Below are 23,840 nucleotides of genomic sequence, written 5' to 3' on the forward strand. Positions count from 1 at the left end.
GCCGCACTGGCGGACATGGACCGCCGCGTGCGGACGACGTCGGGAACGCTGCTGGCCGTGTCAGTGCTGGCCGTGACCGTGGCGGGCGTCTGCGCCGTGTTGATGCCGGGGAAGACGTTGGCCATCGGCATGATGGTGCTCGGACCGTGCCTTGCGGTCGGCACCGCCAGGCCCCGCGCCGTCGCCGCCATCGGCGCATACGCGCTGGTGCTGACCATCTGGATCGCCACGGCCAAGGGCCTGTGGGCCTCGACTGTCGAGTCCAAGCTCCTGCTGCTGATCCTCTGTATCTCCGGGCTGTGCGTCGCCCTGGCGTACAACCGGCAGGTCGCGGAGGAGCAGGGGGCCAAGAGCCGGGCGAGGCTGGCGGAGATCGTCCGGGGGTCCCGGGACGCGATCATCACCTCGTCCCTGAACGGCCACATAACCGGATGGAATCCGGCCGCGGAGCGCATCTACGGATACACGGCGCGGGAGGCGATCGGGAGCAGCGTCATGATGCTCGGCGCCTCGGCGGACGAAATCACGCTGATCGCCGGGTTGGCTCACCGGCATCGGCTCGACGAGCTGGAGACCGGGCGGATCCGCAAGGACGGCACCAAGCTGACCGTGTCCGTCAGCGTCGCGGGCCTGCTCGACCGCAACGGTGACCTCTTCGAGGTCTGCGCAACCCACCGGGATCTCACGGCGAAGCGGGCCATGGAGGCCCGCGAACGCATGGTGAGCGAGCGGTCGGCGCAGGCCGAACGGCTGGAGAGCCTGGGCCGGCTCGCCGGCGGCGTGGCGCACGACTTCAACAACCTGCTCGCGATCATCCTCAACTACACCGACTTCGCCATCGAGCAGGGCGCCGGCGTCGGCACCGCGCAGGACGACCTGGCCCGGGTCCGCGGCGCCGCCGACCGGGCCCGGCTGCTCTGCCGCCAGCTGTTGATCTTCGCCAGGTCCGAGCCGGGCAACGCCGAGGCGATGGACCTGAACCTGACCCTCGCCGACTCCCGCGACCTGCTCGCCCCGATGCTCGGCGAGCACATCGAGCTGGTCGTGCGCCGCGCACAGCAGCCCCTCATGGTGCACGCCGACCGGACCCAGCTGGACCAGGTCCTGCTGAACCTCATCATCAACGCGCGGGACGCCATGCCGCAGGGCGGCGCCATCTCGGTGGAGGCCGGCACCACCGAGATCGACGAGGAGCCGATCGGCGTTCACCCCGCGATCCGGCCCGGGTCCTACGTCCAGCTCGTGGTCCGCGACACCGGCACGGGCATCCCGCCGGAGCTGGTCGCACACATCTTCGAGCCGTTCTTCACGACGAAGGCCAAGGACCGCGGCACGGGCCTCGGCCTGGCCACGGTCTACGGCATCGTGTCCGAGGCCGCCGGCGGCATCGGCGTCGAATCCGAGGTCGGCGTGGGCACCACGTTCCGGCTGCTGCTCCCGGTCGCAGCCGAGCCGGCGGCGCAGGACCGCGAGTCGGCACCGGTACGCCCGCCCGTCGCGCACGGCCAGCATGTGCTCGTCGTCGAGGACGAGGAGGGCGTGCGGGACCTCGTGGTGCGCATCCTCAAGGAGCACGGCTACGCCGTCACCGCGGCCGCCGACGGGCCGAGCGCGCTGACGGAGCTCGAGCACAAGCGCTTCGACCTGCTGCTCAGCGACGTCATCCTGCCCAACATGCCCGGCCCGACGGTGGCCAGGTTCGCCCAGCAGAGCCAGCCCGGGCTGCCCGTGCTCTTCATGTCCGGGTACACCGAGCGCCTGCTGGGTGCCCAGGAGATCATCGATCACGAGGTCGAGCTGATCCAGAAGCCGTTCAACGCCGACGAGTTGCTCGACCGGATCCACCGCGTGCTGACCGCCGCCTCCTCCGAAACCGTCGGTGGGCAGCGCTGACGAGCTACAGCAGCGGTTCGATGTGGCGGCTGGGTAGTGGTCCGGGGCGGGCCATGTAGTAGCCCTGGCCGAGTTCGATGCCGAGGGAGCGGAGTTTTTCGTGTTCGGCGTGGGTTTCGATGCCTTCGGCGATGAGCATGGCGCCGGTTTCGCGGGCGAAGGTGGCCAGGGCGCGGGCGAGGGCGGTGCGGATGGGGTCGGTGTCGATGTCTCGGACGAGGGTGATGTCGAGTTTGATGATGTCGGGGCGTAGTTGCAGGACGTGGCTGAGGCTGGCGTAGCCGGCGCCGGCGTCGTCGACGGCGATGAGGATGCCGGCGGCGCGGAGTTGGTCGGTGACTTGGTTGAGGGCGTGGTAGTCGCTGACCTGGGTGTGTTCGGTGAGTTCGATGGTGATGCCGCGGTGGGCGTGGGTGAGGAGCAGGGTGGTGACGGCGGGGGTGGTGAGGGCTTCGACGGAGAGGTTGATGCTGAGCCAGGCGCCGGGTGGCATGTCGTCGAGGCGTTGGAAGGCGGTTTGGGCGGCGAGGAGTTCGAGTTCGACGCCGAGGCCGGCGGCGTTGGCGGCGGCGAAGGCGTGTACGGGGCTGGTGAAGTGTTGGTGGTCGAAGCGGGCGAGGGCTTCGTAGCCGCGGACGAGGCCGTCGTGGAGTTGGACGACGGGTTGGAACGCGAGGTGGATGGCGCGGTGGTCGAGCACGCTACGGAGGACCTGTTTGGTGGCGGAGGTCAGCGGCTCGGTGTTCATGTGGTTACTGTGCGCCGCGAACCTCAAGACCAGGTGCAGCGCCAGTCAAGACGTCCGAAGGGCCGACCTGCCACAGCGCGCTGACCGGCATGGCCCGCAGCCGGTCGCCGAACGGCAACGTCGAGCCGCCGGTGTAGAGCACCACGCCGCAGACGAAGTCGTCGCCGAGTCGCTCGGCGAGCCGGCGCAGCCCGCGGAAGTCGTCGGCCCCGACCGTCGAGGCCGCCTTGACCTCGATGCCGACGACGCGGCCAGACCTGTCCTCGAGCACCGCGTCGACCTCGAACTTGCTGTGGTCCCGGTAGTGCGAGAGCTCGGCCTGCCGCCCGGACCAGGTGAGCTGCCGGGACAGCTCCGACAGGACGAACGACTCGAGCAGCGGCCCGAACGGCGCCCCGGGCCGCAGCAGCGCCCGCCCGTCGACGGCGATCTCGCCGGCGGCGATGCCCGAGTCGACGAAGACCAGCTTCGGCGCGGCCGTCGCCCGGGTGCCGAGATTGCGCGACCACCCAGGTATCCGCTTGACCAGGAAGATCTCCTCCAGGGCCTGGAGGTAACGCGCGATCGTCGGCCGGCTCAGCCCCAGCGCGGACTCGAGCGAGTTCGCGGCGATGATGGTCGCGGACCTGCCGGCCAGCAGCCGCACCAGCTTGCGCAGCTCGCCCTTGCGCTGAATGTCGGACAACTGCCGCACGTCCCGGTCGATGAGCGCCTGCACGTACGCGTCGAGGAACCGCTGGCGGCGCCGCACGTCGCCGCGGGCCGTCGCCTCCGGAAGTCCGCCGCGCACGATCCGGGCGGCGTAGTCGGCGCGGGTCACGGCCGACTCGTGCCGCAGCTCCGGTCCGAGCGCGAAGACGGCGTCGATGAAGCCGTCCGGCTCGCCGTCCAGCTCGCCCTGTGAGAACGGCCAGAGCTCGATGGTTTCCATCCGCCCCGGGAGCGCGTCGGGCGCGGCGACCATGCCGAACAGCCGCGACGACCCGGTGAGCAGGAACCGGCCGGGCCGCGGGTCCTCGTCGACGGCGGCCTTGATGGCCAGCAGCAGCTCCGGGGCCCGCTGAATCTCATCGATCGCCAGCAGCTCCGCGGAGTCGACGAAGCCGATCGGGTCGGCGATCGCGGCCGCCCTGTCCTGCGCCCGGTCGAGGTCACGCCGCTCGGCGGGCCGATCGCCGGCGACGACGCGCACGAGGGTGCTCTTGCCGGTCTGGCGCGCCCCGCTGATCAGCACGACCCGGGTGTCGGCCAGCGCGGCGTCCACCTGCGCCGAGACGCGGCGAGGGATCAGATGAGGCGAAGGCATGCCCGATGATATTCGATTTGCGACAGCTTCATGTTCGATCTGCGGCAGGTAAGCGTTCGATCCGCGGCTAGGCGGCCCGCTCGTCGAGAGCCTGGCGGGCCGCGGCGAGCACGGCCGGATCCTCGCAGCCCCGCGCGTACCCGGCGATCCGCCGGCGGATGTCGCGGCCGAGCAGCCACCGGCCGATCCGGTCGGCGACCGGTCGCAGCACGGCGGGCCGGCACCGGAAGTTGTACCGCCAGGTGGCGACGGTGTGACCGGGCCGCTCCGGTGCGGCCACGAAGCGCCAACCGCCGCCGAACATCTCGAAGAACCACGGCCCGCGCACCATCTTCATGCCGACGTTGGTCGGCGGCTGGAACGACACGTACTCGCTGACCATCGAGATGCCGTGCCGCGACCTGGTGAAGGTCCGCACGCCCTTGCCGGGCCGGGTGGCGCCGTCGACGAAGTGCTGCTCGCGCACGAACGGATCCCACCGGTACCGCACCGGCGCGGTGGTCTGCGACACGGCGAACGCCACATCCGGCGGCACGGGAACGACGATGGTCGCTTCAACGACAGGCATGCGGTCATTATCGACCCGCCACGCACGCCGACCGGTGGCTCAGGTGTTGAGGGGACGGCGGGCGACGAGGAGGACGTGCGTGACCGGCCAGTCGATCGGTGTCCCGTCCAGGCCGGTCAGGGTCGCGACCGGGGCGATCCGGTGCTCGACGATCCAGTCGTTACGGCTGGTGCGGCTGGCCGAGTCGATCTCGAAGCCCACGTCGGTCAGCAGCTGCTTCCAGTCGGCGAACTCGAGCCCGCAGAACTGCTCGCGCGTCTCCGAGAGCCAGTTGTCGGTGTAGTCCTTGCGCGTCAGGAAATCCATCGCGTCCGCGAAACCCAGCGTGATCGTGTCGCCGTCCGCGGAATAGTCGAACGGAAACCGGTAGTCGACCGCGAACTGATCGAACCGCGCCCTGGTCGACAGACCACCGACATACTCGGCCACCTCCCGCGCCGGCACCTGCGCAAGATTTTCCCGTACGCCCACAGGGTTGCCGCCGTCGTCGGCACGCAATCGCAGGCGCACCTGACGGTCGCGGCCGTCCGGGCCGCAGACGTCGCTGTTGATCCAGACCCCGCCGGGCGCCGTCTGGTCGTAGATGGCCTGGACGAATCGCCGCATCGAGGCGGCCCGCTCGCCGTAGGACCAGATCTCGTGGGTCAGCGCGAAGGTCAGCGTCGTGTCGATCGACCGGTCGGGGAAGACCGCGCCGCCGAGGACGTTGCGGCGGTAGAAGTACACGTTGGCGTTGGTGAACGCGCCCTGTGCCTTCTTGTGCACGCACTCCTCGTAGAGGTGCCGGGCCACCTCGACGCCGATCAGGTCGCTCTCGCGCAGGGCCGGGTCCCGGTCGGCCAGCTCCAGGACCGCGCCCGCACCGCAGCCGATGTCGACGATCCGGCCCGGCCGGACATGCTCGTGCACGAGCTTCCACTTGCGCTGCGCGCTGTCCGCGAACGCCTCGGCGTACGTACGGTAATCGCGGTTCGGGGTGAGTCCGCCCTCGTCGCCGACCACCGGGTCGTTGACCACCGACCGCACCGTCTCCACCAGGCGGTACCGCTCGTAGACGTCGACGGTGGCCGGATGGGCCAGGTCGAGCCAGGCCGGGTCGCCCGCGGCGAGTCGCAGCAGCACGTCCCAGGGCCGCTCCGGCGCCGGGTCCCGGCCGGCCTCCACCGGGTCGATACCGAAACCGAGCCGCTCGTACAGCTCCGCGACCGCCGGCGTGGAGCAGGCCACCACGGTGTTGCCCGGATGCAGGTCGAGGCCGGTCGCCACCGCGATGTTCTTCAGCGTCACCTCGGCGAACCGCTCGGTCGGCGCGGTGTCGAAGACCGGCACGACGACCGACCGCAGCCCGGTCAGGACGCTGAAGCGCTCGATAGCCGCCTCACGCCGGTGATACGGAACCGGGTTGCGCTTGGTGTTCTCGTGGTTGGCCGAGGTGACCGCCCAGACCACCGTCGCCCTCCCACCCGCACAGAGCCGTCCGAGGTGCTCGGCCTGAAACCGGGTGAGCAGGTGATGACGACCGGGGAAGAGGATGTATTCGATGCTCATGGTTTCCAGGTGTAGGTGGCATGGACTGGATCTTGATGGTCTCACCGTACGACGGTGGTACGGCCACGACCGCCCGGACTCCACCATTTGTCCGATAGGCGTGATCCTTTTCGGTGTCGGAGTCGACCCTGATCGGCGGTGCGTGGACGTGCCGGCGATTCGTTTGTCAATTCGAGCACGTGCTTAATTGGCGAACGGAACGCTTGGCGAACAGGGGCTGACGCATGGGGCACGAGACGTTGAGGCTCGCATTGCGACAATTGCTGACGGTCGCGCCTGGGCAGGACAAGCACGAGCTGCAGCGCGGGTTGACGCGCCTGGGTCTGCGCGGAATCGATACCCGGCAAATCAATCAAACGCTATACCGTGGCCGAGCGAATTTCGCCTGCGACGGGGCCACTCCTCCGCGCTGGCGCCTGGCGGGCGAAACCAGGAGGCGCGGTAGTAGCTATGCGGGCAACGAGCCACGGGCATGGCAGCGCGAGGCACTGGCCGCATGGCGGGCCGAAGGCCGGCGAGGCGTCGTCGAGGCCGTCACCGGCACGGGCAAGACCACCGTCGGGATCCTCGCGGCGGCGGAGGCGGTGGACGCCGGCGAACGAGTGCTCATCCTGGTGCCGGGTACGGAATTGCTCGAACAGTGGCACGCCGTGCTCCGGCGTGACCTGCCGACGCTGCGGATCGGCCGCCTGGGGAGCGGGCACCGAGACTCGCTGTCCGACCATGACGTCGTGGTCGCCGTCGTCAACTCGGCCGCCATCGACCCGGTCGTGCCACGCGGGTATCCCGCACTGATCGTGGCCGACGAGGTGCACCGCTACGGAGCGCCGTTCTTCGCTCGCGCGCTGAGCGGCGGTTTCGGCGCACGCCTTGGCCTGACCGCCACCTTCACCCGCGAGGATGACCTGCTCGAGCAGAACCTCATGCCGTACTTCGGGCCGGTCGTGGCGTCGTGCAGCTACCAGCGTGGCTTGGCCGACAGCATCCTCGCGCCGTTCCGGATCGCATTCGTGGGCGCCGACTTCACCGCCGCCGAGCGCGAACGACACGACGAGTGCGAAAGCCGTATGAAGGATGCCCGAAATCGGCTTGTCTTCGACCACGGATGTCCGGCGGAGCCTTTCGGCGAGTTCATCAAGGCCGTGAACCGGCTGGCACAGCCCGACAACGTCCACGCCGCCGCATGCCGGGTTGCCCGAAAATATCTGGCGGCATTCAGCATGCGCCGCCGAACGCTTGCCGACTGCCAGAGCAAGTACGGGCTGCTCGCCGATCTCGCGCCGGCGTTCGCTGTCGCCAACCGTGGACTGGTATTCGGCGAGTCGAAGGTTTGCGCAGTGCGGTCCGCCGAGGTCCTGACGGCCTGCGGCGTGCCGGCGACGTCGATGACCAGCGCGCTGCCAAAGGCCGAACGCCGGCGACGCCTGGATGACTTCAGACAGGGCCGGGTGGCGGTGCTGACCGCACCGAAGGTTCTCGACGAGGGCATCGATGTCCCGGAGGCGGATCTCGGCATCGTCATGGCCGCCAGCAGCAGCAAGCGACAGATGATTCAGCGACTGGGGCGCGTGATCCGACCCAAGAGCGGCGGCGGCCCAGCCACCTTCTTCGTGGCATTCGTCCGAGGCACGGCCGAGGATCCGGGCAACGACGCGCACAAGGACTTCCGTGAAGCACTTACCGAGGTGGCCCAGGAGGTCAAGTATTTCGGCCGCGCGGCGAGGGCCACCGAACTACTGGAGTGGCACATCAGTTGATGCACAAGGCACGAGCGGCCCGGGGTCTGCTGACCCCGGGCCGCATCGTCGGCCAAGCTAGCCGGCCGCCTTCCAGGGGCTGTACGGCTTGCCCGGGACCTGGTTGCGGGTCCACCACTTGGCGACGTACTTCTTACCCTGGTGGACGACCGTATCGCCGCCGGTGAAGATGCGCGACGGTGTCCAGATCGCGGTGCCGTCCGCGGCCGTCGCGATCTCTTCCCAGGAGCCGTACGGGTTGCCCGGCGCCTGCCAGATCGTCCACCACAGGGCCCGGTAGATCGCGCCCTGGTAGGCCACCGTGTCGCCGGCCTGGTAGATCTTCGTGGCGTTCCACGCCGGGGTCGACGGCAGGTTCAGGCCGACGAGGACCGGGTCGTGGTCGGAGGCCGCGAACGGGTCGGTGCCGTCGAAGAGCAGCGTGGCGTTGTAGTTGTAGCGGCTGTAGTTGTACGCGACCGCCTCCTGCGCGTTGATCTGCCAGACGTCCGCCCCGGTGACCAGCGCCAAGGCGGTCGGGCTGGCCAGCACGTGGTCGAGCGAGCCCTGCAGGTTGTTGAACCCGTATGTGTGCTCGTTCGGGTCGTACCTGCTGCCCAGGTCGGTGTAGCCGGCCTCGTACAGGACGTGCATCGGGTCCTCGTGGGTGTACGAGTTGAAGTCGCCGACCAGGAAGATCCGGGTCGTGCCGAGGCCCGCCGCGACCTCGTTCGCGAACGTCACCACGGCCTGCGCCTCGCGCACCCGGGTCGCGTTGAACGCGCCCTGGTTGTTGGCGGGCGACGAGGTGTCCTCGGCGTCGCCGTCGTAGAGCGGGGTGCCGCTGCCCTTGGACTTCCAGTGGTTGGAGACGACCACGAACGCGTCGAGGTCGCTGGCGCCGGCCTTCTTGAAGCCGTGCGCGTCCGGCTCCCGAGCGATCGAGAAAGGCTCGCCCTCGTCCGACTCGGTTGACAGCACCGCCGGCTCCCCGACCAGCGAGACCTCGGCCGGCTTGTAGATGAAGGCCGTCCGGATCACATCCTGCTGGGCGAGCGGCGGCAGCTTGTCGGCGGACGGCGACGGAGCGTACGCCCACACCGCCGAGCCCGCCGCGGCGTTGAGCGCGTCGACCAGCCCGGCGAGCGCGCTGTCCCGGTCCTCGCCGAACCACGCCGAGTTCTCGACCTCCTCGAGCGAGACGATGCTCGCGCCGAGCCGGTTGATGCCGGTAATGATCTTCGCCTGCTGGCGGGCGAAGCTGACGGCGTCGGCGGCACCGCGCGGGCCGGGCGAGTTGCCGGGGCCGGAGCACCGGTTCACCGTGATGTGGTTGCCGGCCCGGTCGTTGTAGTACGTGCAGGTGCCGAGGCCCCGCGTCACATACTCCTCGCCGGTCATCGGGAAGTAGTTCTGCACGTTGAACGTGGCGATCCTGGTGCCCTGCAGCGCGGCCGGCCGCTGCTTGCCGGCCCGGGTGTCGCTGAACGTCGCGACCGCCGCGCCGTCGTCGGTGACCTGCCGCAGCGGCTGCAGGTTCCACAGCGAGAAGCGGTAGTCCAGGATCACCGGCTGGTGGAAGCTCACCTTCGAGCCGACGCTGGCGGTGTTGCCGGCCGTCAGCCACGGCAGCGGCTTGCCGGAGTTCGCCGCGCTGCTGTAGTTCACGCTCGAGCCGTCATCGAGAGTGACCATGCGAGCCGCGTTGTCGGCGACCACGGCCTGCGCCGCGGCGCTGCCGGCCCGCCCGGCGTCGGTCGGCTGCCGCAGCGGCTTGTCGCCGGCGGCCAGCGTGAACGAGCCGTAGAAGTTCGTGTCGTAGTTGTCCGACACGGTGAACGCGCCCTGCGGCACGATCAGCTCACCCTCGTACGCCTCCTTCTCGGCATCGGTGTCGAGAGCGGCCCACGGCAGGGTCTCCGCGACGACCGCCGGCAGCGGGTCGGCGAGCTTCGTGACCGTCGGCCAGGTGATCTCGGTCAGCCCCTGGAACTCCGTGACCGACCCGGTCACGCGCACGCTGTCACCGACGGCAACCTGCCCGGCCGAGATCGAACCGAAGACGAAAACCGCGTCCGAGGCCCCCGGCGTCAGGTCCGGGCCACCGCTCTCCAGGAAGAAACCATTCAAACCCCCGACCGGGTACGCCGCGGTGACGACGCCGGTCGTGGTCACGCTCTTCCCCGCGTACGGGGAAAGGTCGGTGTTCGTGCCCTGGATCTCGGCGATCGATGCCGTGACCGGCGCGGCCCCCACCTGGAAGGTGAACGACGCCGAGCCGGTCGCACCGCCCGAGTCGGTCGCCGTCACCGTCACGCTCGAGGTGCCGGCGTCGGTCGGCGTACCGGAAAGGACGCCGGCGGGGGAGACCGCAAGGCCGGCGGGCAGGCCGGTCCCGGTCCAGGTGTACGGCGCGGCGCCGCCGGTGGCCGCCAGAGTCAGCGGCGCGATGGCCTGGCCGGCGATGGCGTTCTGGGTGCCCGGGTCGGTCACCGCGACCGTCGCGGTGCCGCCGCCGGAATTCCGCGGCGTCGGCGTGGCCGCGGTGAAGTCGGCGCTGTTGTTGTCCGTGTCCGCGCCGGTCGCGGCCCGCTGGTAGCTCAGGACCAGCGAGTTGCCGGTCGCGGCGGCGCCCTCCGGCGAGTTGCTGGTGCCCCAGCCGAGCTTGTCGACGACCGCGGCGTCGGTGGGTAGGACGCCGGTCGTGCTCGCGGCGAGGTAGAGCGTTCCGCCGGCCGCGCCCGGGTTGACGCTGGTGGTCAGGTCGGGGGTGGGCAGCGGCTCACCCGGGTTGGTGCTCGCGTTGTTGCTGGGCAGCTGGATCAGGAAGTGGCCGTGCGGGGCGACGGTTCCGGACAGGGCGAAGACCTGGGAGCCGCTGGGCACGACCGTGCTGGTGGCCGCCCGGTACTGCAGGGTGTTGCCGGTCAGCGGCAGGGCGGCCGACGTCGGGTTGTAGAGCTCGACGAACTTGTTCAGGTAGCTGGCGCCGGAGGAGCCGCCGTTGACGTAGACCTCGTTGATGATCAGCCCGGTTCCCGCCGGGTTGGCGAATGCGGGGGTTAGGGGTGCTGCGGCGGCGACTACCACTATGGATAGTGGCAGGGCTCCTATGGTGATTCGCCTGATTAGCGCACGGGACACGGACCGGACCTCCAGGATGACTGGCTTGGATGGGTCTGGATTGTTGTCGGCCTCACTTGCGGTAAACCAAGCGGCAGGCGACCCATCGGCAAACTATTACCTGCCGCGGGCGCCCGATCAAAGGTGTCGATCGAATTGCAACTTCTCCGCGCCGGAATTGGGGTGCGATGACCCGATGCGCTTATCTTCAGCCGCGAAGAAGTACAGTGCCGCCCTGGACCGAGTCGGCGAGGTCCGCGTCGATGGCGACCGTGGTCGTTCCCGGCGGGCTGTGAAGCTCGATGGACCGAACCACAGCGGAGGCCACGGGCACATCACCGTGCGCCACCGTCAGTTCGTCGCCGATGCACAACTCGCCGCCCTCGAGCCGACCGGTTACGAAGACCCAGGGGCGACTCGACACGCGGTGCACGCTCTCGACGGTGAGCCGGATCATTCGCGGTTTCTCCTCCAGGTATCGACGAAGCCGTCCTCCGCCGCGTACGCCTCATCCTCCAACGGCCCGGTCAGTGTGTTGACCCGGCCCTGTTGATGTTGGAGCACGTGCACACTTTCGTGTGCCAGCGTCCGCACCAACGTTTCCTCGTCTTGGAAGGCCGCCGGCCCGAGCTGCACCCCTAAGGAGTCGGTTCTGGCAATGGCGCCCTGGAAGTCGAGGTAGGCGATGTCGTCCGCGCTCTCCACAGCCTCGACCGGAGCCCCGCGGAAGTCCACGCCGGCCAGCTCGGCGTAGTGCTGGATCGTCTCCGGGGTGCGGGGCAGACCGATGTCCTGTTCGAGGACCTCGCGATTCGACAAGGCACCGGACCGCGAGTGCAGAACGACGTCTGCGGGTGGCACGACGGCTGCTTCGCTCGCCGGGTCGGAGCGGCTTAGCCGCTGTAGTGCTTGCTTGAGGCGGTCGATGACGCCGGTGAGGTCGCCGAGTTTGCCGTTGAGTCGGCGCAGGCTGTTGAGGAGGGCGCGGATGAAGCCTTGGATTCTGTTGGTCCATTTGGCGACCAGGACGGCGACTTGGCTGACGACGACTGGGGTGGCGATGCCGAGGGTGAGGCCTTCCGCGGCGAGCCATTGCGGTAGCCGTGCGGCGAGGGTGGCGACGAACTGGGCGATGAGGTCGCGGACGATGCCGCGGACCAGGGCGACGAGCAGGCCGGCGCCTTCGACGGCGTAGGAGATCGCCTGCGTGGCGGTGGCGATGCCGGCGATGGCGTCGAGTTGCTGGCCGGCGTGGTTGCGGTAGGCGTCGCCGGATGCGCCGAGCCAGTCGGTGGTCTGGGTTTGGACGGCGGCGGTGTGCTGGTGGTGGGTGTCGGTGACGGAGGCGGACACGTTGCGCCAGGTGGCGGCGTGCGCGGCGATCTCGTCCGGGTTCCCGGCGAGCCAGTCGAGGGCGTCCTTCAGCGGTTGGACGTGTTCCATCAGCCAGCTGACGCCCCAGGCGACCAGCGAGCCGACCGGGTCGATCACCAGGGCGAGGGTGTCGAGGCTGCCGCCGACTCCGCCGAGGGTGGTGTCGACCCAGCTGTTGTCGTGGATGCCGCTACTGATCTGCGCGGCGTCTTCGACCAGGCCCAGTCCGGTGTACCAGGTGGTCGAGCTGACTGGCGCGGCGACCAGCGGGTTGTCGCTCACAGCGGCAGGTCGAGGCCCGGGCTTGCGGCGCTCTTCAACCGGTCGGCGCTGCCGGAATCGGTGGTGTCCATGGCTGCGGCGGTCGCGTGCAGTTTCAGCGCTGTCTCGGTCAGGGCGTCGACGGCGTCGTTTATGACCTCGAGGGTGCTGGCGAAGACGGGACTGAGCAGGCCTGGCAGGAATTGGCAGAGCTGTCCGTAGGCCTGGCTGTCCATGGTGACCTCGTGGACCGCGGCTTTCGCCTGCGCCATGCGATCAGACGCCTCGCTGACCGCGGCGGCGTGCTGGAGTACCGCTGCGGCCGGGAACTCGACACTGCCGCTCACCGGTCCTGCTCCCCGTCTGTCGGGGCCGGGAACCGGGACTCGAAGGATTGCAGGACGGCCCGGCCGGTCTCGGAGTCCTCACCGACTGTCGCCCGGACCTGTTCGGCCACCCGGCCGGACAGGGCGGCCTGGGCGCGCCGGATCACTGACATGATCTCCTCCGCGAGGCGCGGGCCAGGCACCTCGTGCACTCGATTGTCGAGGTCGAGGCTTTCCACCTGGCCGGCCGAACCGACCGTAACCCGGATCGCTCCGTCGCGGCCCTGCGCCGACGCGGTCAACGCGGCCACCCGGCGGGAAAGCTCAACACTGCGCTGCGCCTGCGCGTTCACCTGCCCGACCCAGGAATCCAGCCACTCCTCGGCGGCATCGATGTCGCTCATGAGACACACCCCCATCGATGGCTATCGTCGAGGCTACCGAGCCGCTGCCAGCCACGAACCCTCGAAGCGACTATCCAGGCGCGGTCGACATGAACGACGGCTGAGCCCCCTCGGGTGTCGGACCCCGGTGCTAGCGTCCCCACCGTGCCGATCAAGCCGCTGCAGGGCGGGGAACCGATCCCGCTGGACAGCCCCGACGACGTCGCCGCTCTCGTGGGGCATCTTTCCCGAGGCGACCGGGAGCCGGCCTGGCTCGGCACCCATTTCGCCTATCTGGCCGGGACTCGGCCCGAATGGTTCCAGCCTTATCAGGAGGCAGTCATCGCCGACCCACGCCTCCTGGCCCGTCTCGACCTGAGTTTTGCTGACTTGCGGGTGTTGTTCGACGGAGCTTCCGATCGGGGTGTGGAGATCCTTTACCGGCGGCTGCGTGACCGGTGGTCGTTCGGGGAGGCGTGGGCGCTGTCCGCGATCGGCACCGACGCCGCCCGGGTTGCGATCGCCGACGACGTGCGGCAGGGCGGTGACCGGGAGGTCTACCAGGAGTCCGGCATCTGGATCCCGCCCGCCGGCCCCGCGGAGTACAGATTCACCCCACACCGGCAGGTCATCACGCTGGAGGCCGGCAGCTTTCCCGCCGCCGATCACCCGGTCGGCCAGCCGCTCGACCGGGTCGTCCGGGACCCGTCGACGAGCCCGGTCAGCTGGCACTACCTGTCACTTCGGCTCGCCGACATACCCGGGCTGCCTGCGTGGCCGGCCACCCATGCGCACCTGATCGGCCTCAACTCCTGGTGCATGTGGACGCTGTTCGCCGACGTCGACAGCGACGGCCGATACCAGGGCGAGCAGGCCGTCTTCGAGGACGAAACGGACGACGAGATCGGCGGTGACCCGACGACCGGTCGAGCGGTGCTTCGGCCGTACGGTCCCGATCTGGTCTATTGCAACGGGCACGTCGACCTGACGCCGGGCGTGGTCGGAACGGTCGGCGGTCCGCCGCTCGGCATCTACCCGAACCCGTCGTGTCCGTCCTGCAAGCGCCTGATGTTCCACACCGCCACCGTGTCCCACCACATCCGTGATTACGGCGACGGCTGGCGCAGCCTCTACCTCTGCGAGGACTGCCACACGGTCGCCGTCACCGCAACCGGCTGGAACTGACACGCCCCGCTGAGCTCGACGGTCGGCCGATAAGGCACCCGGTCGGTTCCACAACGCTTGGGCCAGACTGCCGATCTGCTATCACCGCTGGGCGAGGTTCCTCTGGCCGGCCGGTAACGCCTTCATCGTGCGGCAAACATGACGATTGTCAGCGATCCCCCTGACTCCGCTCACCGTCAGCCGATGACAGCACTCACTGGGTTGAGCCCACCCAGGCAGCGAGGCTTATCGATGACAGCAGAAGTCACGCGGATCATGATCAGCAGGAGGAACGATGACATCTCGGACTAGGCTTTCGATGATCGTCGTAACGTTGCTTGCGGCGTTGGGGCTCAGCTTTGCGGGTGCCGGTGTGGCCAGTGCCGCCCCAAGTGCCGCGGCGGCTGCGCCACCCGTGACCGCCCTCGCCACACCGATCACCGGCACGGGCGACAACGGCTCCTTCGCCGGTACCTTCACCCCGACGGGGTTCTCGTCGCGGAACGGGAATCTGCTGGCCACCGGCGTACTCACCGGCACGGTCAGCGACTCGTCCGGCGACACCATCGGCACCGTCACCCGTACCGTGAGCATGCCGGTGACCGTCGCGGCGGCGACGTGTCAGGTGTTGAACCTGGTTCTTGGGCCGCTGCACCTTGACCTGCTCGGCCTGGTGATCGACCTGAACCAGGTGCACCTGGTGATCAACGCGGTGCAGGCGCCCGGCAACCTGCTCGGGAACCTGCTGTGCGCGATCGTTCACCTGCTCGACGGCACCCCCACCGCGGGTGGACTGGCCGCACTGCTCAACGCCATCCTGGCGCTGCTCGGCCAGCTCTGACCGGTACCTCCGACGCAGCCGCACCTCTTCAGGTGCGGCTGCGTCGCCGTCATTGGAACCAGCCGGCGCCCTCGGCGAGACGGACCGCCTCCAGGCGGTTGCGGGCGCCGGTCTTGCGGAGGATCGCCGAGATGTAGTTGCGCACGGTGCCGGCGCTCAGGTGCAGCGCGGCGGCGACCTCCGTGGACGGCACTCCTGAGGCGGCCACGCTCAGTACGTTCAGCTCGCGCGGCGACAGTGGACTACGCGGTGCTGTCACCATCGCCACGGCCAGGCTCGCGTCGATGACCCGCTCGCCGCGGACGAGCCGGCGGATGCCGCGGATCAGCTCACAGGGGGCGGCCTGGTTGCCGACGACCCCGTCGATGCGCAGGTTGAGCGCGCGGTTGAGGAGACCGGGCTCGTCCGGGCCGGCCAGCAGCAAGGTGGCGCAATCGGGCTGCTCTGCGGTGAGCCGGGCGAGCATGGCCAGGCCGTCGCCGGCGAGCAGGGCGATGTTGACCACGGCCACGTCCGGCGGTGCCGCGCGGGCCATGTCCGGCGCCTGGTTGAGGGTGCCCAGGTCGGCGATCACCTCGAGGTCTTCCTCCAGGGACAAAGTCGCTACCAGGGCGCCGCGGAGCAGATTCATGGGTTCGACGAGCAGAATGCGGATCACGATGGCCTCCCAGCCAGGGTCAAAGCTTCGGGACGGCCGAACTGGTGCCGGCCGGTTTCCGGATCCCTGCGGGAGTTCGTTCAGCTGGGAGGGCCCGCGTAGCGGACGGTGCGCCCGCGGGCGATGAGATCGGTGGGTAGGCGACGTTCGGCGGCCGCCACCTCGGGCCGCCACGCCGACGAGACGGTGCCTATCGCGGGCGCGTTTCCGCCACCGGAGTCACGTGCTTGCCCGGTGGGGGTTGAGTGGTCGGCCGGCTGGCGCGCCGGCGCCGGGAGAGGCGCTGTTCGTGATTGAGGCTGTGCTGCCGGCGGCTTGGTCACGCCGGACAAGCCGGGTGCCGGCGTGGAGGCCGACGATTGCGGGATTGGGCACGCCGCCGGCAGGTGCGGCACAGGGGCGATGGGTGACGCCGTAGTTCGGGCCTCGGGCAGCCTGGGCTGCTGGGGCAATGCGGGGAAGTGGGCCTGCGGCAGCCTGGGTTGCTGCGGCAACGCGGGAAGTTGATCGGGCAGCTGCGTCCAAGAGGCGAGGGCGGCCTGCGCCAGATCGGCGAACCTTGGTACGGCAATGGGCTCGACCGGGGTCGAAAGTTTCTGCCGGACGACCGCCATCCCTGCCGGGGGCATCGTGGCTCGGGCAGCGCCTCGGACCGCATCGGACGTGCGCTGACGGAGTTCCGATGTCCGGGCCTGAACCCGCCGGACCAGCCCACCGTCGCGGCTGCCCGACGCCGGGATCTTCCTCGATACCTGGTTTTGGATCCCTTTGGGCTTCTGGATCTTCGGTGCGGAGATCTTCTCCGCCGTCTGGATCTTCGGCGGATGGACCTTGGGCATCTTGGTGACCGGCCGGTGGATCCTCTGCGGGTGGACCTTCGGAGCGGGTGACTTCGGTGTCGAAATGGCCTTCTTGGCACCTGCGGCCGTGACCGAGGCGACCGGATCCGTTGCGCCGATTTCATCGATCGACCCAACATCGGCCCGGGCGGCGCGATCGAAGAGGCTGAGTACCAGGTAGACCGCCACGACCACGCCGAGCAGCACAAGCAGCCGAACGATGCGCCGGGCGACCCCGGGAGCACCGTCCTCTCCTTGCGCAATTTCGCTCCGCATTCAGACTTGGTTACCCGTTCCCGGCAAGCTGACACACATTGGTGCGCTCGGGACGGGAGCGGTCGTACCATCCAGGCCGGGTACCGCGAGGTCCTGCGGCACCCCGGCCAGCAAGGCGAGGTCGGCTGAAGGTGTCCACTGTCGAGGTCCTTCGCCCGGGCGGCGACCGCGACGGGTCGGGAGATGGGGCCCCAGCAGGCCAGCCGCCTCGCGGCGTGGTGAACGAACTGGGCGCGGGGTGTTCGTTGCGCTCAAGGATGTCGCGCGTTCCGCCAGTCTCGTTGGTTCGCCTCGTAGGCGGACATAGCGTCCTCAGTGCACACGCGACCCATGGTCACGGCCAGAAAGCCGACGGCAGGTCCGCCTGGAGTGCCTGGCCACGCATTTTGCGCCCGCACCGCGTGACGGTCGCGGGCCGCACGCCGTCACGACAGGGCCGTAGCGCAACTAATAGCCCCGTGGGCCTCACGACCGTGAATGGCTGCCTTATGCTCTCGGCTGGCATATGGATCTTGGGGAACGCTTTTACGGGGGTTCATAACTACATGCGCACAAAAATCGGCGCAGCCGCCGGAGCGGTCCTCATCGCCGGTGTCTCCCTGGTCGCCTCCGGCCAGCCGGCCTTTGCCGACGCGGCAGTCAGGTTGCCGATCTCATCGGTAGGTGGGGTCGTCGTTGACGGCGTGCACAAGCAGATCTTCATTAGCGATCCGCAGGCCGGCAAGATCGTCGCGACGGGCTATGACGGAACGGTCATCGCCACCCGAAGCGTTCTGCCCGGGGTGGCCGGCATCAGCCTTTCGCCGGACGCGAAGACCCTTTACGGAGCAGTGCGCGGTGCCGACTCCATCGTGTCCTTGGCGACCGAGACCCTCACCGAGACCGCACGGTACGACACCGGAAAGGGCACCGGCCCCAAGTTCCTTGCGTACGCCGGGGATCTGCTCTGGTTCGGATACGACGGGTCGGGACCTGAGGACGGCGCCACGAAGGCCGGCATCGGTTCGCTCGATCTGGCCGACGCAGCTCCCACTGTGCTTCTCGAGCAGGACAAGGACACGCCGTGGCTGGCCGCGCCCAGGCTCGCCGCCACACCAGCGACCCCCGGCGTGCTCGCCGCAGGGGAGTCCGCGTACTCCGAGACGGCCGGCCGGGTCGCTGTTTTCGACGTATCCACCGGCGCGGCCCGGCGGACCGCGGTGAAGACGCCCGGCTACGGCCGTACGGAAGACCTCGCCTTCACCCCCGACGGCAAGCGTCTCATCACCGCGCGGGCCGGCGGGTCCCACGAGGTTTGGAAGGTCCCGCAGCTTTCCACCGCGGGGACCTATCGCACCGAGTGGTACGCCAACGCCGTGGCGGTCGCCGACGACGGCACGGTCGCCACCGGCAGCGACAGCTGGTACAACCCTGACGTGCACGTCTTCGCGCCGGGCTCGATGACGGCCGTGCGTAGGTACGAGTTTCCGAACACCGGCACCAGCAGCGGTGCAGACACACTCGCGGGCGAGGGCCTCGCCTGGGAGCCGGGTGGCACCGATCGGTTGTTCGCCGTCACGAGCAACTCCCTGAACGTCTTCTCCCTGCGTGTCCTGACCGACCCGACCACGCCCGACCCGGACCCGCTGCCGCGCCCAGGGCTGCCGGTGGAGACGGTGTCCGACTTCGTCGTCGATGGCGTCCACCAGCGAATCTTCGTCAGCGACGCGCGGAACTCGACGATCGTCGCGGCGGACTTCACCGGCAAGGTACTCGGCGTCCGGCGTAACCTGCCGGGCGTGCAAGGGCTTGCGCTGGCCGCAGACTCGGCGCACCTTTACGCGGCCGTGCCCGGCGCCGACGCCGTGGTGTCCATCGCCACCGACACGGTGACCGAGGCTGCCCGCTATCCGACCGGTGACGACACGACCCCGATGCACGTGGCGACCACCCCAGGCAAAATCTGGTTCGGGTACGGCGACGACGGCGGCGGCAACGTCGGTTCGGTGGACATCGCCGGGAGCCAACCCGCGGTGGCACTCGCCCAGGACACGTCCGGTTGGCCGAGCCCACCGCGACTCGCCACGGTCGCGGGCGCCCCGAACCTGCTCGCCGCCGGCGGCGTGGGCAAGACTTCCGTGTACGACGTGTCGAGCGGCACCGCGATCCGTACCGCCGTGGGCGCCGACAAGCCGTGGATTAACGACCTGGCCCTTTCCCCGGACGGAAGCCGGCTGTTCACCGCCAACGGCGACGGCACCTGGGTCTGGAAGACCTCGGACATGTCGCTGTTGACCTCCTACTCGTCTTCCGGCGGCTCGAACGCGCTGGCGATGGCGGCAGACGAGACGCTGGCCATCGGCTACGGCAACATGTCGTACTGGCCCGAGGTGTACGTCTATCCGGGTGGTTCGGTCGAGCCGATCCGGGTCATCGATCTGCCGGACACGGACCCCGACATCACCGGCGCCGACAACCTGGTCGGGCAGGGACTCGCCTGGGAACCGGGTGGCAGCCGGCTGTTCGCGGTGGCGGAGAATTCCCGGCAGGAGTTCATCCTGCAGGCGCTGGTGGACCCGGCCAAATCTGTCACGACCATGACGATCGATGTTCCGGCCAGCGCCAAGCGGGGGAAGTCGCTCACCGTCTCGGGCACGCTCACCGCCTCCGTTCCGTTGCCGGCCGGCACCCCGCTGGCGGTCATCCGCGTCGACGAGGAAACCCCGAAAGGTAAGCCGCTCGGCAGCAAGGCACTGGGGGCGAACAACCGGTTCTCGTTCACCGACATCCCGTACGCCGGTGGCAAAGTCACCTACCGGGTGTCGTACGCCGGCGACCCCAAGCACATCGCGGCCTCCGTGGCCGGCACCACCAGCGTCGCCAAGGACGCCACGACCCTGACCCTTGACGGCAACGGCAAGACGCACACGTACAACAAGAAGGTCGTGTTCACCGCCAAGCTCGGCAAGACGTACCAGAACCGGGTCGTCGAGATCTGGGCCGACCCGTATGGCGGCGACAAAGCGAAGAAGCTGGTGAAGAAGGGCAAGGTCAACAGCAAGGGGCAGCTGTCGGCCACCGTCTGGATGACCCGGAACACCACGCTGACCGCCGTCTTCGCCGGCGATACGCGTACGGGCCCGAGGACGGCGAAGGCCACGGCCTACGCCAAGGTCAAGGTGTCCGTCGCGGTCGCCGGGCACTACAAGACCGGCAAGATCGGCTCGAAGAAGTACCACTACTTCCGCAAGTCGAAGGACCCGCGCTTCACCACCACGATGACTGCGTACAAGGGTCGCGCCCAGCGCCTCGAGCTAGAGGTGTACGCAAAGGGCAAGTGGCGCGACGCAGGCTCGCAGTACTTCACTCTCGAAGCGAGCGGCCGCTCGCTGGTGACGCTGGGTCCGCCACACGACAGCGGTCTGCGCCTGCGAATGCGGTCGGCGTACGTGAAGGGTTCCTCGGGCGACTCCCTGAACGCCACGACCATCAGCCCTTGGGTGTATCTGACCTTCACTCGATAGCCCGACAGGTGTGACATGAACGGCCGTGGCCAATGGCCACGGCCGTTTCTGCCTGGCTCGCGTCGTGGCCAGTCCACACAGGTGAACGGCCACGCTGTTCCGCGACACTGGGCCTGCCGACCGGACCGGTCCCGACACCGAGATTGGGTAGACGACTGAGTTTGGCCTCCAGCCGCGCTGTGGCTATGCGGCGGACAGGGCGCGGGCGGCGTCGCGGTCGTAGCTGGTGCGGCCGGCGAGGACGACCAGGCTGCCGGCGAGCAGTGGGGCCACCACCACCCAGAAGGCGTAGCGAAGTGAGTCGCCGGGCGTGGCACCGCCGTCGTTCAGAGCGGTGGAGGCGACGCCGACGAGCCAAGGCCCGAACGCGCCGCCGAGGGTGACCACGAACTGCAGCACGGCGAAGCCCAGGCCACGGCGCTGCGCCGCAACCACGTCGGCGTTCGCGGCGGTCAGGTTGGCGATCGCGCCCGCGAAGCCGACGTTGGCCAGGGTGAAGAAGGTGGCGTTGACCGCGAGCACCGGCACGCTGACCGCGACGGCGAGCGCGGCCGTGCCCACCAGCAGCGACCAGCCGCCCAGCGCCACCCGCCAGCCCGGCCGCCGGCCGTGCCAGCGGTCGCCGAGCCAGCTGCCGAGCGCGATGCCGGCGACGATGCCGACCAGGCCGCTGCCCCCGGCAAGCGCCGCGGAGGCTGCCTCGTCACCGGGGAAGAACGCGCGCTCGTAGAAGGACGGCATCCAGAAGAAGGTGCCGCCCAGGCCGAAGAACAGGATGCTGAGCCCGATCACCACCAAACGAAGCGTCCGGATCCGCAGCAGCGCTCGCAGTTGCGCCCACATCGACCCGGCTGGCGCCGCGGGGGCCCTAGCCGCGCGGTGCGCCTCGACCGCCGTTGCGGTGACGTCCACGGGCGTGACTGGATTGGGGGACACCGCCGGGTCGGCGTACCAGCGGGAGAGGCGGTCGCCCAGGCCGCGCACCGGCTCGCGGATGGTGAGCACCAGCATCGCGATCAGTACGCCGGGAACGGCGACCAGGAAGAACCCGGTCCGCCAGCCGAACGCGTCGGCCAGCGCACCGCCCGCGATCACCCCGATCGGCAGACCCGAGAAGTACGCGGCCCGCTCCAACCCGTACGCCCGGGCGCGGCTCGATCCCGGGTAGAGGTCGCCGAGCAGGCTGGCCGCCGGCGGGTTGTAGAGCTGGCCGGCCGCGCCGAGCAGCACCCGTACCCCGAACAGCACCGCGTACGTGCCGGTCAGGCCGGTGCCGACGGTGAGCAGCGCCCACACCGCGACGACGCTGGCGATGATCCAGGTGCGCTTGCCGGTGTCGGCGAGCCGGCCGGCGGGCAGCAGCAGCACCACGGCGGCCAGCGCCCCCGCGGTCGGGATCGCGCCCGCGGCGGCGTCGCTGAACCCGAACTCCGCCTGGATTCGCGGCAGCGCCCCGGCGAGCAGGTTGTACTCGATCCGGTCGATCAGTGCGACGAGCGCCACCACGATCGCCGGCCACCACCCGAACGGCGCAGCCGTCCCGCGTCGCACCCGCACCGGCGGCCGTCCGCCGTACGCGATCACATCCCGCTGGTCATCCACCGCGCTCTGCGTCATCGGATTCCTTCGTGGAGATGTACGAGCCGGCCGGCGTCGGCGCAGCCTGGACGGGCGGCTTGCGGCCCTATCGCGGTGCTGCCGCCGAGTGTATGTTCTGGAAACAGCGTTTCGCTAGGGGAACCAATCAGTCAGAGTCGGCCTGTTCGAGCAGACCACCAACACCGCGGCGCCGGCGGTCCTGATCGCGGCGGCGTGGCTGACCGTGCGCGCCTATCGATGTTCCGTTGTGGAAGTCCGATCACCGACGACACTGCCCTGGGAGGCATCATGCCCGCCGACCTATCCCGTCGCCGACTGCTCGCCACCGCCGGAGCCGCGGTGGTCGCCGGCACGCTGCTGGCCCCACGTGCGGCCGGGGCCGCGCAGCGAGAGGTGGGTGTCTTCGCCACCACGATCGGTCCGGACCCCGCCGATGTCTACCATCCGGTCACCCCGTCGCCGCCCCGGCCCTGGCCGGTCGTGCTGGTGTTGCAGGGCGCCAACGTGGACAAAGGCCAGTACGCGGAACTCGCCCGCCAGGTCGCCGGGTACGGCTTCGTGGTGGTCGTGCCTAACCATTTCCGGGTTCTGTACGGCCAGCCCGGCCTCTTCGTCGTCGGCGCGCAGGCGCAGTGGACCGTCGACTGGGCGGTCGCGGAGCAGGGCCGGGCCGGATCGCCGGTCGCCGGCGCGCTCGATGTGGCCACGCTGCTGCTGTTCGGCCACTCCTTCGGTGGCGCCGCCGGTCTCGGGCTGACCACCGGCCTGAGCACGCCGCCGTTCAGCGACGTGCCGACCCCGGCTCCGGCGCAGCTGCGCGCGGCGGCGTTCTTCGGCACCAACAACGTCGGTCCGGGCGGCCCGGCGGTGCCGCCGGTCGCCAACCTGGTCCCGGTCGCGCTGATCCAGGGCAGCACCGACGGCATCGCGAGCCCGGCCAACGGCCTCGCCACATTCCAGGCGCTGCAGGCGCCGCCGAAGCTCTACGTCGACCTGCAAGGCGCGAACCACTACGGCGTGACCGACGTTCAGAACCCACCCGGCGCCCGCCCGGAGACGGCGCCGCAGACGCTGGACCAGGCGGTCAGCGTGGCCACCTGCGCCCGGTGGGGTGCGCTCTGGTTGCGCGCGCAACTCGGCGACCCGGCAGCCCGGGCCTGGGTCTACGGGCTCGGCGACGTCGTCGACCGCAATGTCACCACCCAGGTGGTCCGATAGCCCGGACCTCCTCCACGGGCCAACCCGTCCGGTGACAGGTGACCGGTGGAGGCACCAAATGTGCTTCACGAGCGAATAGGACCCGAGATCAGCGCCGGGTACCAGCGGTCACCGTCGGGTAGGCAGGGTCGCGTATGCGCGAAATGCTCCGCATGTCCTCCGACCAGCGACGGAACGGTCACCGGCGGACTCGATGGCACCGGAAGGCATCGATCGGGACGCCCGGGCACTCGCGGGAATCCCCAGGTAGGTACGATATGGGCCGTAGGCCCTCGTAGCTCAGGGGATAGAGCAACGGTTTCCTAAACCGTGTGTCGCAGGTTCGATTCCTGCCGGGGGCACGTCGCAGAACTGCAACACGCAGCGTGGTCGATCAACGACTTGACAGTTAGAGCTGCCTTCGCGTTTGCCTAACACGGTGAATGTTCTCGGCTCGGGCACCAGCGAGGCGCATCCGGCACCAAGCCTGCGAAGGA

General features: G+C 69.4%; 18 protein-coding genes and 1 tRNA gene. 7 read left to right on the forward strand and 12 right to left on the reverse strand.

What is annotated here, in order from left to right:
* Nucleotides 1-27: 27 nt before the first annotated feature.
* Nucleotides 28-1,893, forward strand: a complete 1,866-nt coding sequence (locus ACIBSW_RS26905; RefSeq protein ID WP_354729062.1) for an ATP-binding protein — start codon at nt 28-30, stop codon at nt 1,891-1,893.
* Between the two features lie 4 nt (nt 1,894-1,897).
* Here the strand turns inward: ACIBSW_RS26905 and ACIBSW_RS26910 are convergent, their stop codons facing one another.
* The 4 genes from ACIBSW_RS26910 to ACIBSW_RS26925 all read right to left on the reverse strand — a co-directional run bounded on the left by ACIBSW_RS26910 (nt 1,898) and on the right by ACIBSW_RS26925 (nt 6,063).
* Nucleotides 1,898-2,641 (reverse strand): EAL domain-containing protein, encoded by a 744-nt coding sequence (locus ACIBSW_RS26910; protein WP_404799465.1) that lies wholly within the window; start codon nt 2,639-2,641, stop codon nt 1,898-1,900.
* Between the two features lie 4 nt (nt 2,642-2,645).
* A complete protein-coding gene (locus ACIBSW_RS26915) occupies nt 2,646-3,947 on the reverse strand; it encodes an ATP-binding protein (protein WP_354719781.1) in 1,302 nt (433 codons plus the stop codon).
* Nucleotides 3,948-4,014: 67 nt separating this feature from the next.
* Nucleotides 4,015-4,515, reverse strand: coding sequence for an SRPBCC family protein (locus ACIBSW_RS26920; protein ID WP_354719783.1), 501 nt, complete (start codon nt 4,513-4,515; stop codon nt 4,015-4,017).
* 39 nt (nt 4,516-4,554) lie between these two features.
* Nucleotides 4,555-6,063 carry a class I SAM-dependent methyltransferase gene (locus ACIBSW_RS26925; RefSeq protein ID WP_354719785.1) on the reverse strand — a complete coding sequence of 503 codons (1,509 nt, stop codon included), beginning with the start codon at nt 6,061-6,063 and terminating at the stop codon, nt 4,555-4,557.
* A gap of 224 nt (nt 6,064-6,287) precedes the next feature.
* On the opposite strand from ACIBSW_RS26925, the gene ACIBSW_RS26930 reads away from it, so the two are divergent.
* On the forward strand, nt 6,288-7,820 hold the full coding sequence (locus tag ACIBSW_RS26930; protein ID WP_354719787.1) for a DEAD/DEAH box helicase family protein: 1,533 nt from the start codon (nt 6,288-6,290) through the stop codon (nt 7,818-7,820).
* 57 nt (nt 7,821-7,877) lie between these two features.
* Here ACIBSW_RS26930 and ACIBSW_RS26935 read toward each other — a convergent pair whose 3' ends face one another.
* The 5 genes from ACIBSW_RS26935 to ACIBSW_RS26955 all read right to left on the reverse strand — a co-directional run bounded on the left by ACIBSW_RS26935 (nt 7,878) and on the right by ACIBSW_RS26955 (nt 13,287).
* Nucleotides 7,878-10,889, reverse strand: coding sequence for an ExeM/NucH family extracellular endonuclease (locus ACIBSW_RS26935; RefSeq protein WP_354719789.1), 3,012 nt, complete (start codon nt 10,887-10,889; stop codon nt 7,878-7,880).
* 241 nt (nt 10,890-11,130) lie between these two features.
* On the reverse strand, nt 11,131-11,379 hold the full coding sequence (locus tag ACIBSW_RS26940) for a hypothetical protein (protein ID WP_354719791.1): 249 nt from the start codon (nt 11,377-11,379) through the stop codon (nt 11,131-11,133).
* Nucleotides 11,376-12,578, reverse strand: a complete 1,203-nt coding sequence (locus tag ACIBSW_RS26945; RefSeq protein ID WP_354719793.1) for a hypothetical protein — start codon at nt 12,576-12,578, stop codon at nt 11,376-11,378. The genes ACIBSW_RS26940 and ACIBSW_RS26945 overlap by 4 nt, the downstream gene beginning before the upstream one ends.
* On the reverse strand, nt 12,575-12,904 hold the full coding sequence (locus ACIBSW_RS26950; RefSeq protein ID WP_354719795.1) for a hypothetical protein: 330 nt from the start codon (nt 12,902-12,904) through the stop codon (nt 12,575-12,577). The genes ACIBSW_RS26945 and ACIBSW_RS26950 overlap by 4 nt, the downstream gene beginning before the upstream one ends.
* Nucleotides 12,901-13,287, reverse strand: coding sequence for a YbaB/EbfC family nucleoid-associated protein (locus ACIBSW_RS26955; protein ID WP_354719797.1), 387 nt, complete (start codon nt 13,285-13,287; stop codon nt 12,901-12,903). The genes ACIBSW_RS26950 and ACIBSW_RS26955 overlap by 4 nt, the downstream gene beginning before the upstream one ends.
* A 144-nt stretch (nt 13,288-13,431) precedes the next feature.
* Between ACIBSW_RS26955 and ACIBSW_RS26960 the strand changes: the two genes are divergently transcribed.
* A complete protein-coding gene (locus ACIBSW_RS26960) occupies nt 13,432-14,451 on the forward strand; it encodes a hypothetical protein (protein ID WP_354719799.1) in 1,020 nt (339 codons plus the stop codon).
* Nucleotides 14,452-14,845: 394 nt separating this feature from the next.
* On the forward strand, nt 14,846-15,271 hold the full coding sequence (locus ACIBSW_RS26965; protein ID WP_354719801.1) for a hypothetical protein: 426 nt from the start codon (nt 14,846-14,848) through the stop codon (nt 15,269-15,271).
* A gap of 49 nt (nt 15,272-15,320) precedes the next feature.
* Here the strand turns inward: ACIBSW_RS26965 and ACIBSW_RS26970 are convergent, their stop codons facing one another.
* On the reverse strand, nt 15,321-15,929 hold the full coding sequence (locus ACIBSW_RS26970; protein ID WP_354719803.1) for a response regulator transcription factor: 609 nt from the start codon (nt 15,927-15,929) through the stop codon (nt 15,321-15,323).
* A gap of 80 nt (nt 15,930-16,009) precedes the next feature.
* Nucleotides 16,010-17,044, reverse strand: a complete 1,035-nt coding sequence (locus tag ACIBSW_RS26975) for a hypothetical protein (protein ID WP_354719805.1) — start codon at nt 17,042-17,044, stop codon at nt 16,010-16,012.
* 545 nt (nt 17,045-17,589) lie between these two features.
* On the opposite strand from ACIBSW_RS26975, the gene ACIBSW_RS26980 reads away from it, so the two are divergent.
* On the forward strand, nt 17,590-20,547 hold the full coding sequence (locus ACIBSW_RS26980; protein ID WP_354719807.1) for a hypothetical protein: 2,958 nt from the start codon (nt 17,590-17,592) through the stop codon (nt 20,545-20,547).
* A gap of 183 nt (nt 20,548-20,730) precedes the next feature.
* On the opposite strand, the gene ACIBSW_RS26985 is transcribed toward ACIBSW_RS26980, so the two are convergent.
* The gene (locus ACIBSW_RS26985; RefSeq protein WP_354719809.1) at nt 20,731-22,164 is read right to left on the reverse strand and encodes an MFS transporter; all 1,434 of its coding nucleotides are present in this window, start codon (nt 22,162-22,164) and stop codon (nt 20,731-20,733) included.
* Between the two features lie 270 nt (nt 22,165-22,434).
* Here ACIBSW_RS26985 and ACIBSW_RS26990 point away from each other — a divergent pair, with 270 nt between their 5' ends.
* Complete coding sequence (locus tag ACIBSW_RS26990) at nt 22,435-23,364, forward strand: chlorophyllase/cutinase-like alpha/beta fold protein (RefSeq protein ID WP_354719811.1); 930 nt, start codon at nt 22,435-22,437, stop codon at nt 23,362-23,364.
* Between the two features lie 268 nt (nt 23,365-23,632).
* A tRNA-Arg gene (locus ACIBSW_RS26995) sits at nt 23,633-23,705 on the forward strand.
* The last annotated feature ends 135 nt before the right edge of the window (nt 23,706-23,840 follow it).

It is taken from the genome of Actinoplanes sp. NPDC049668 (assembly GCF_044465445.1).
Lineage (GTDB): Bacteria > Actinomycetota > Actinomycetes > Mycobacteriales > Micromonosporaceae > Actinoplanes.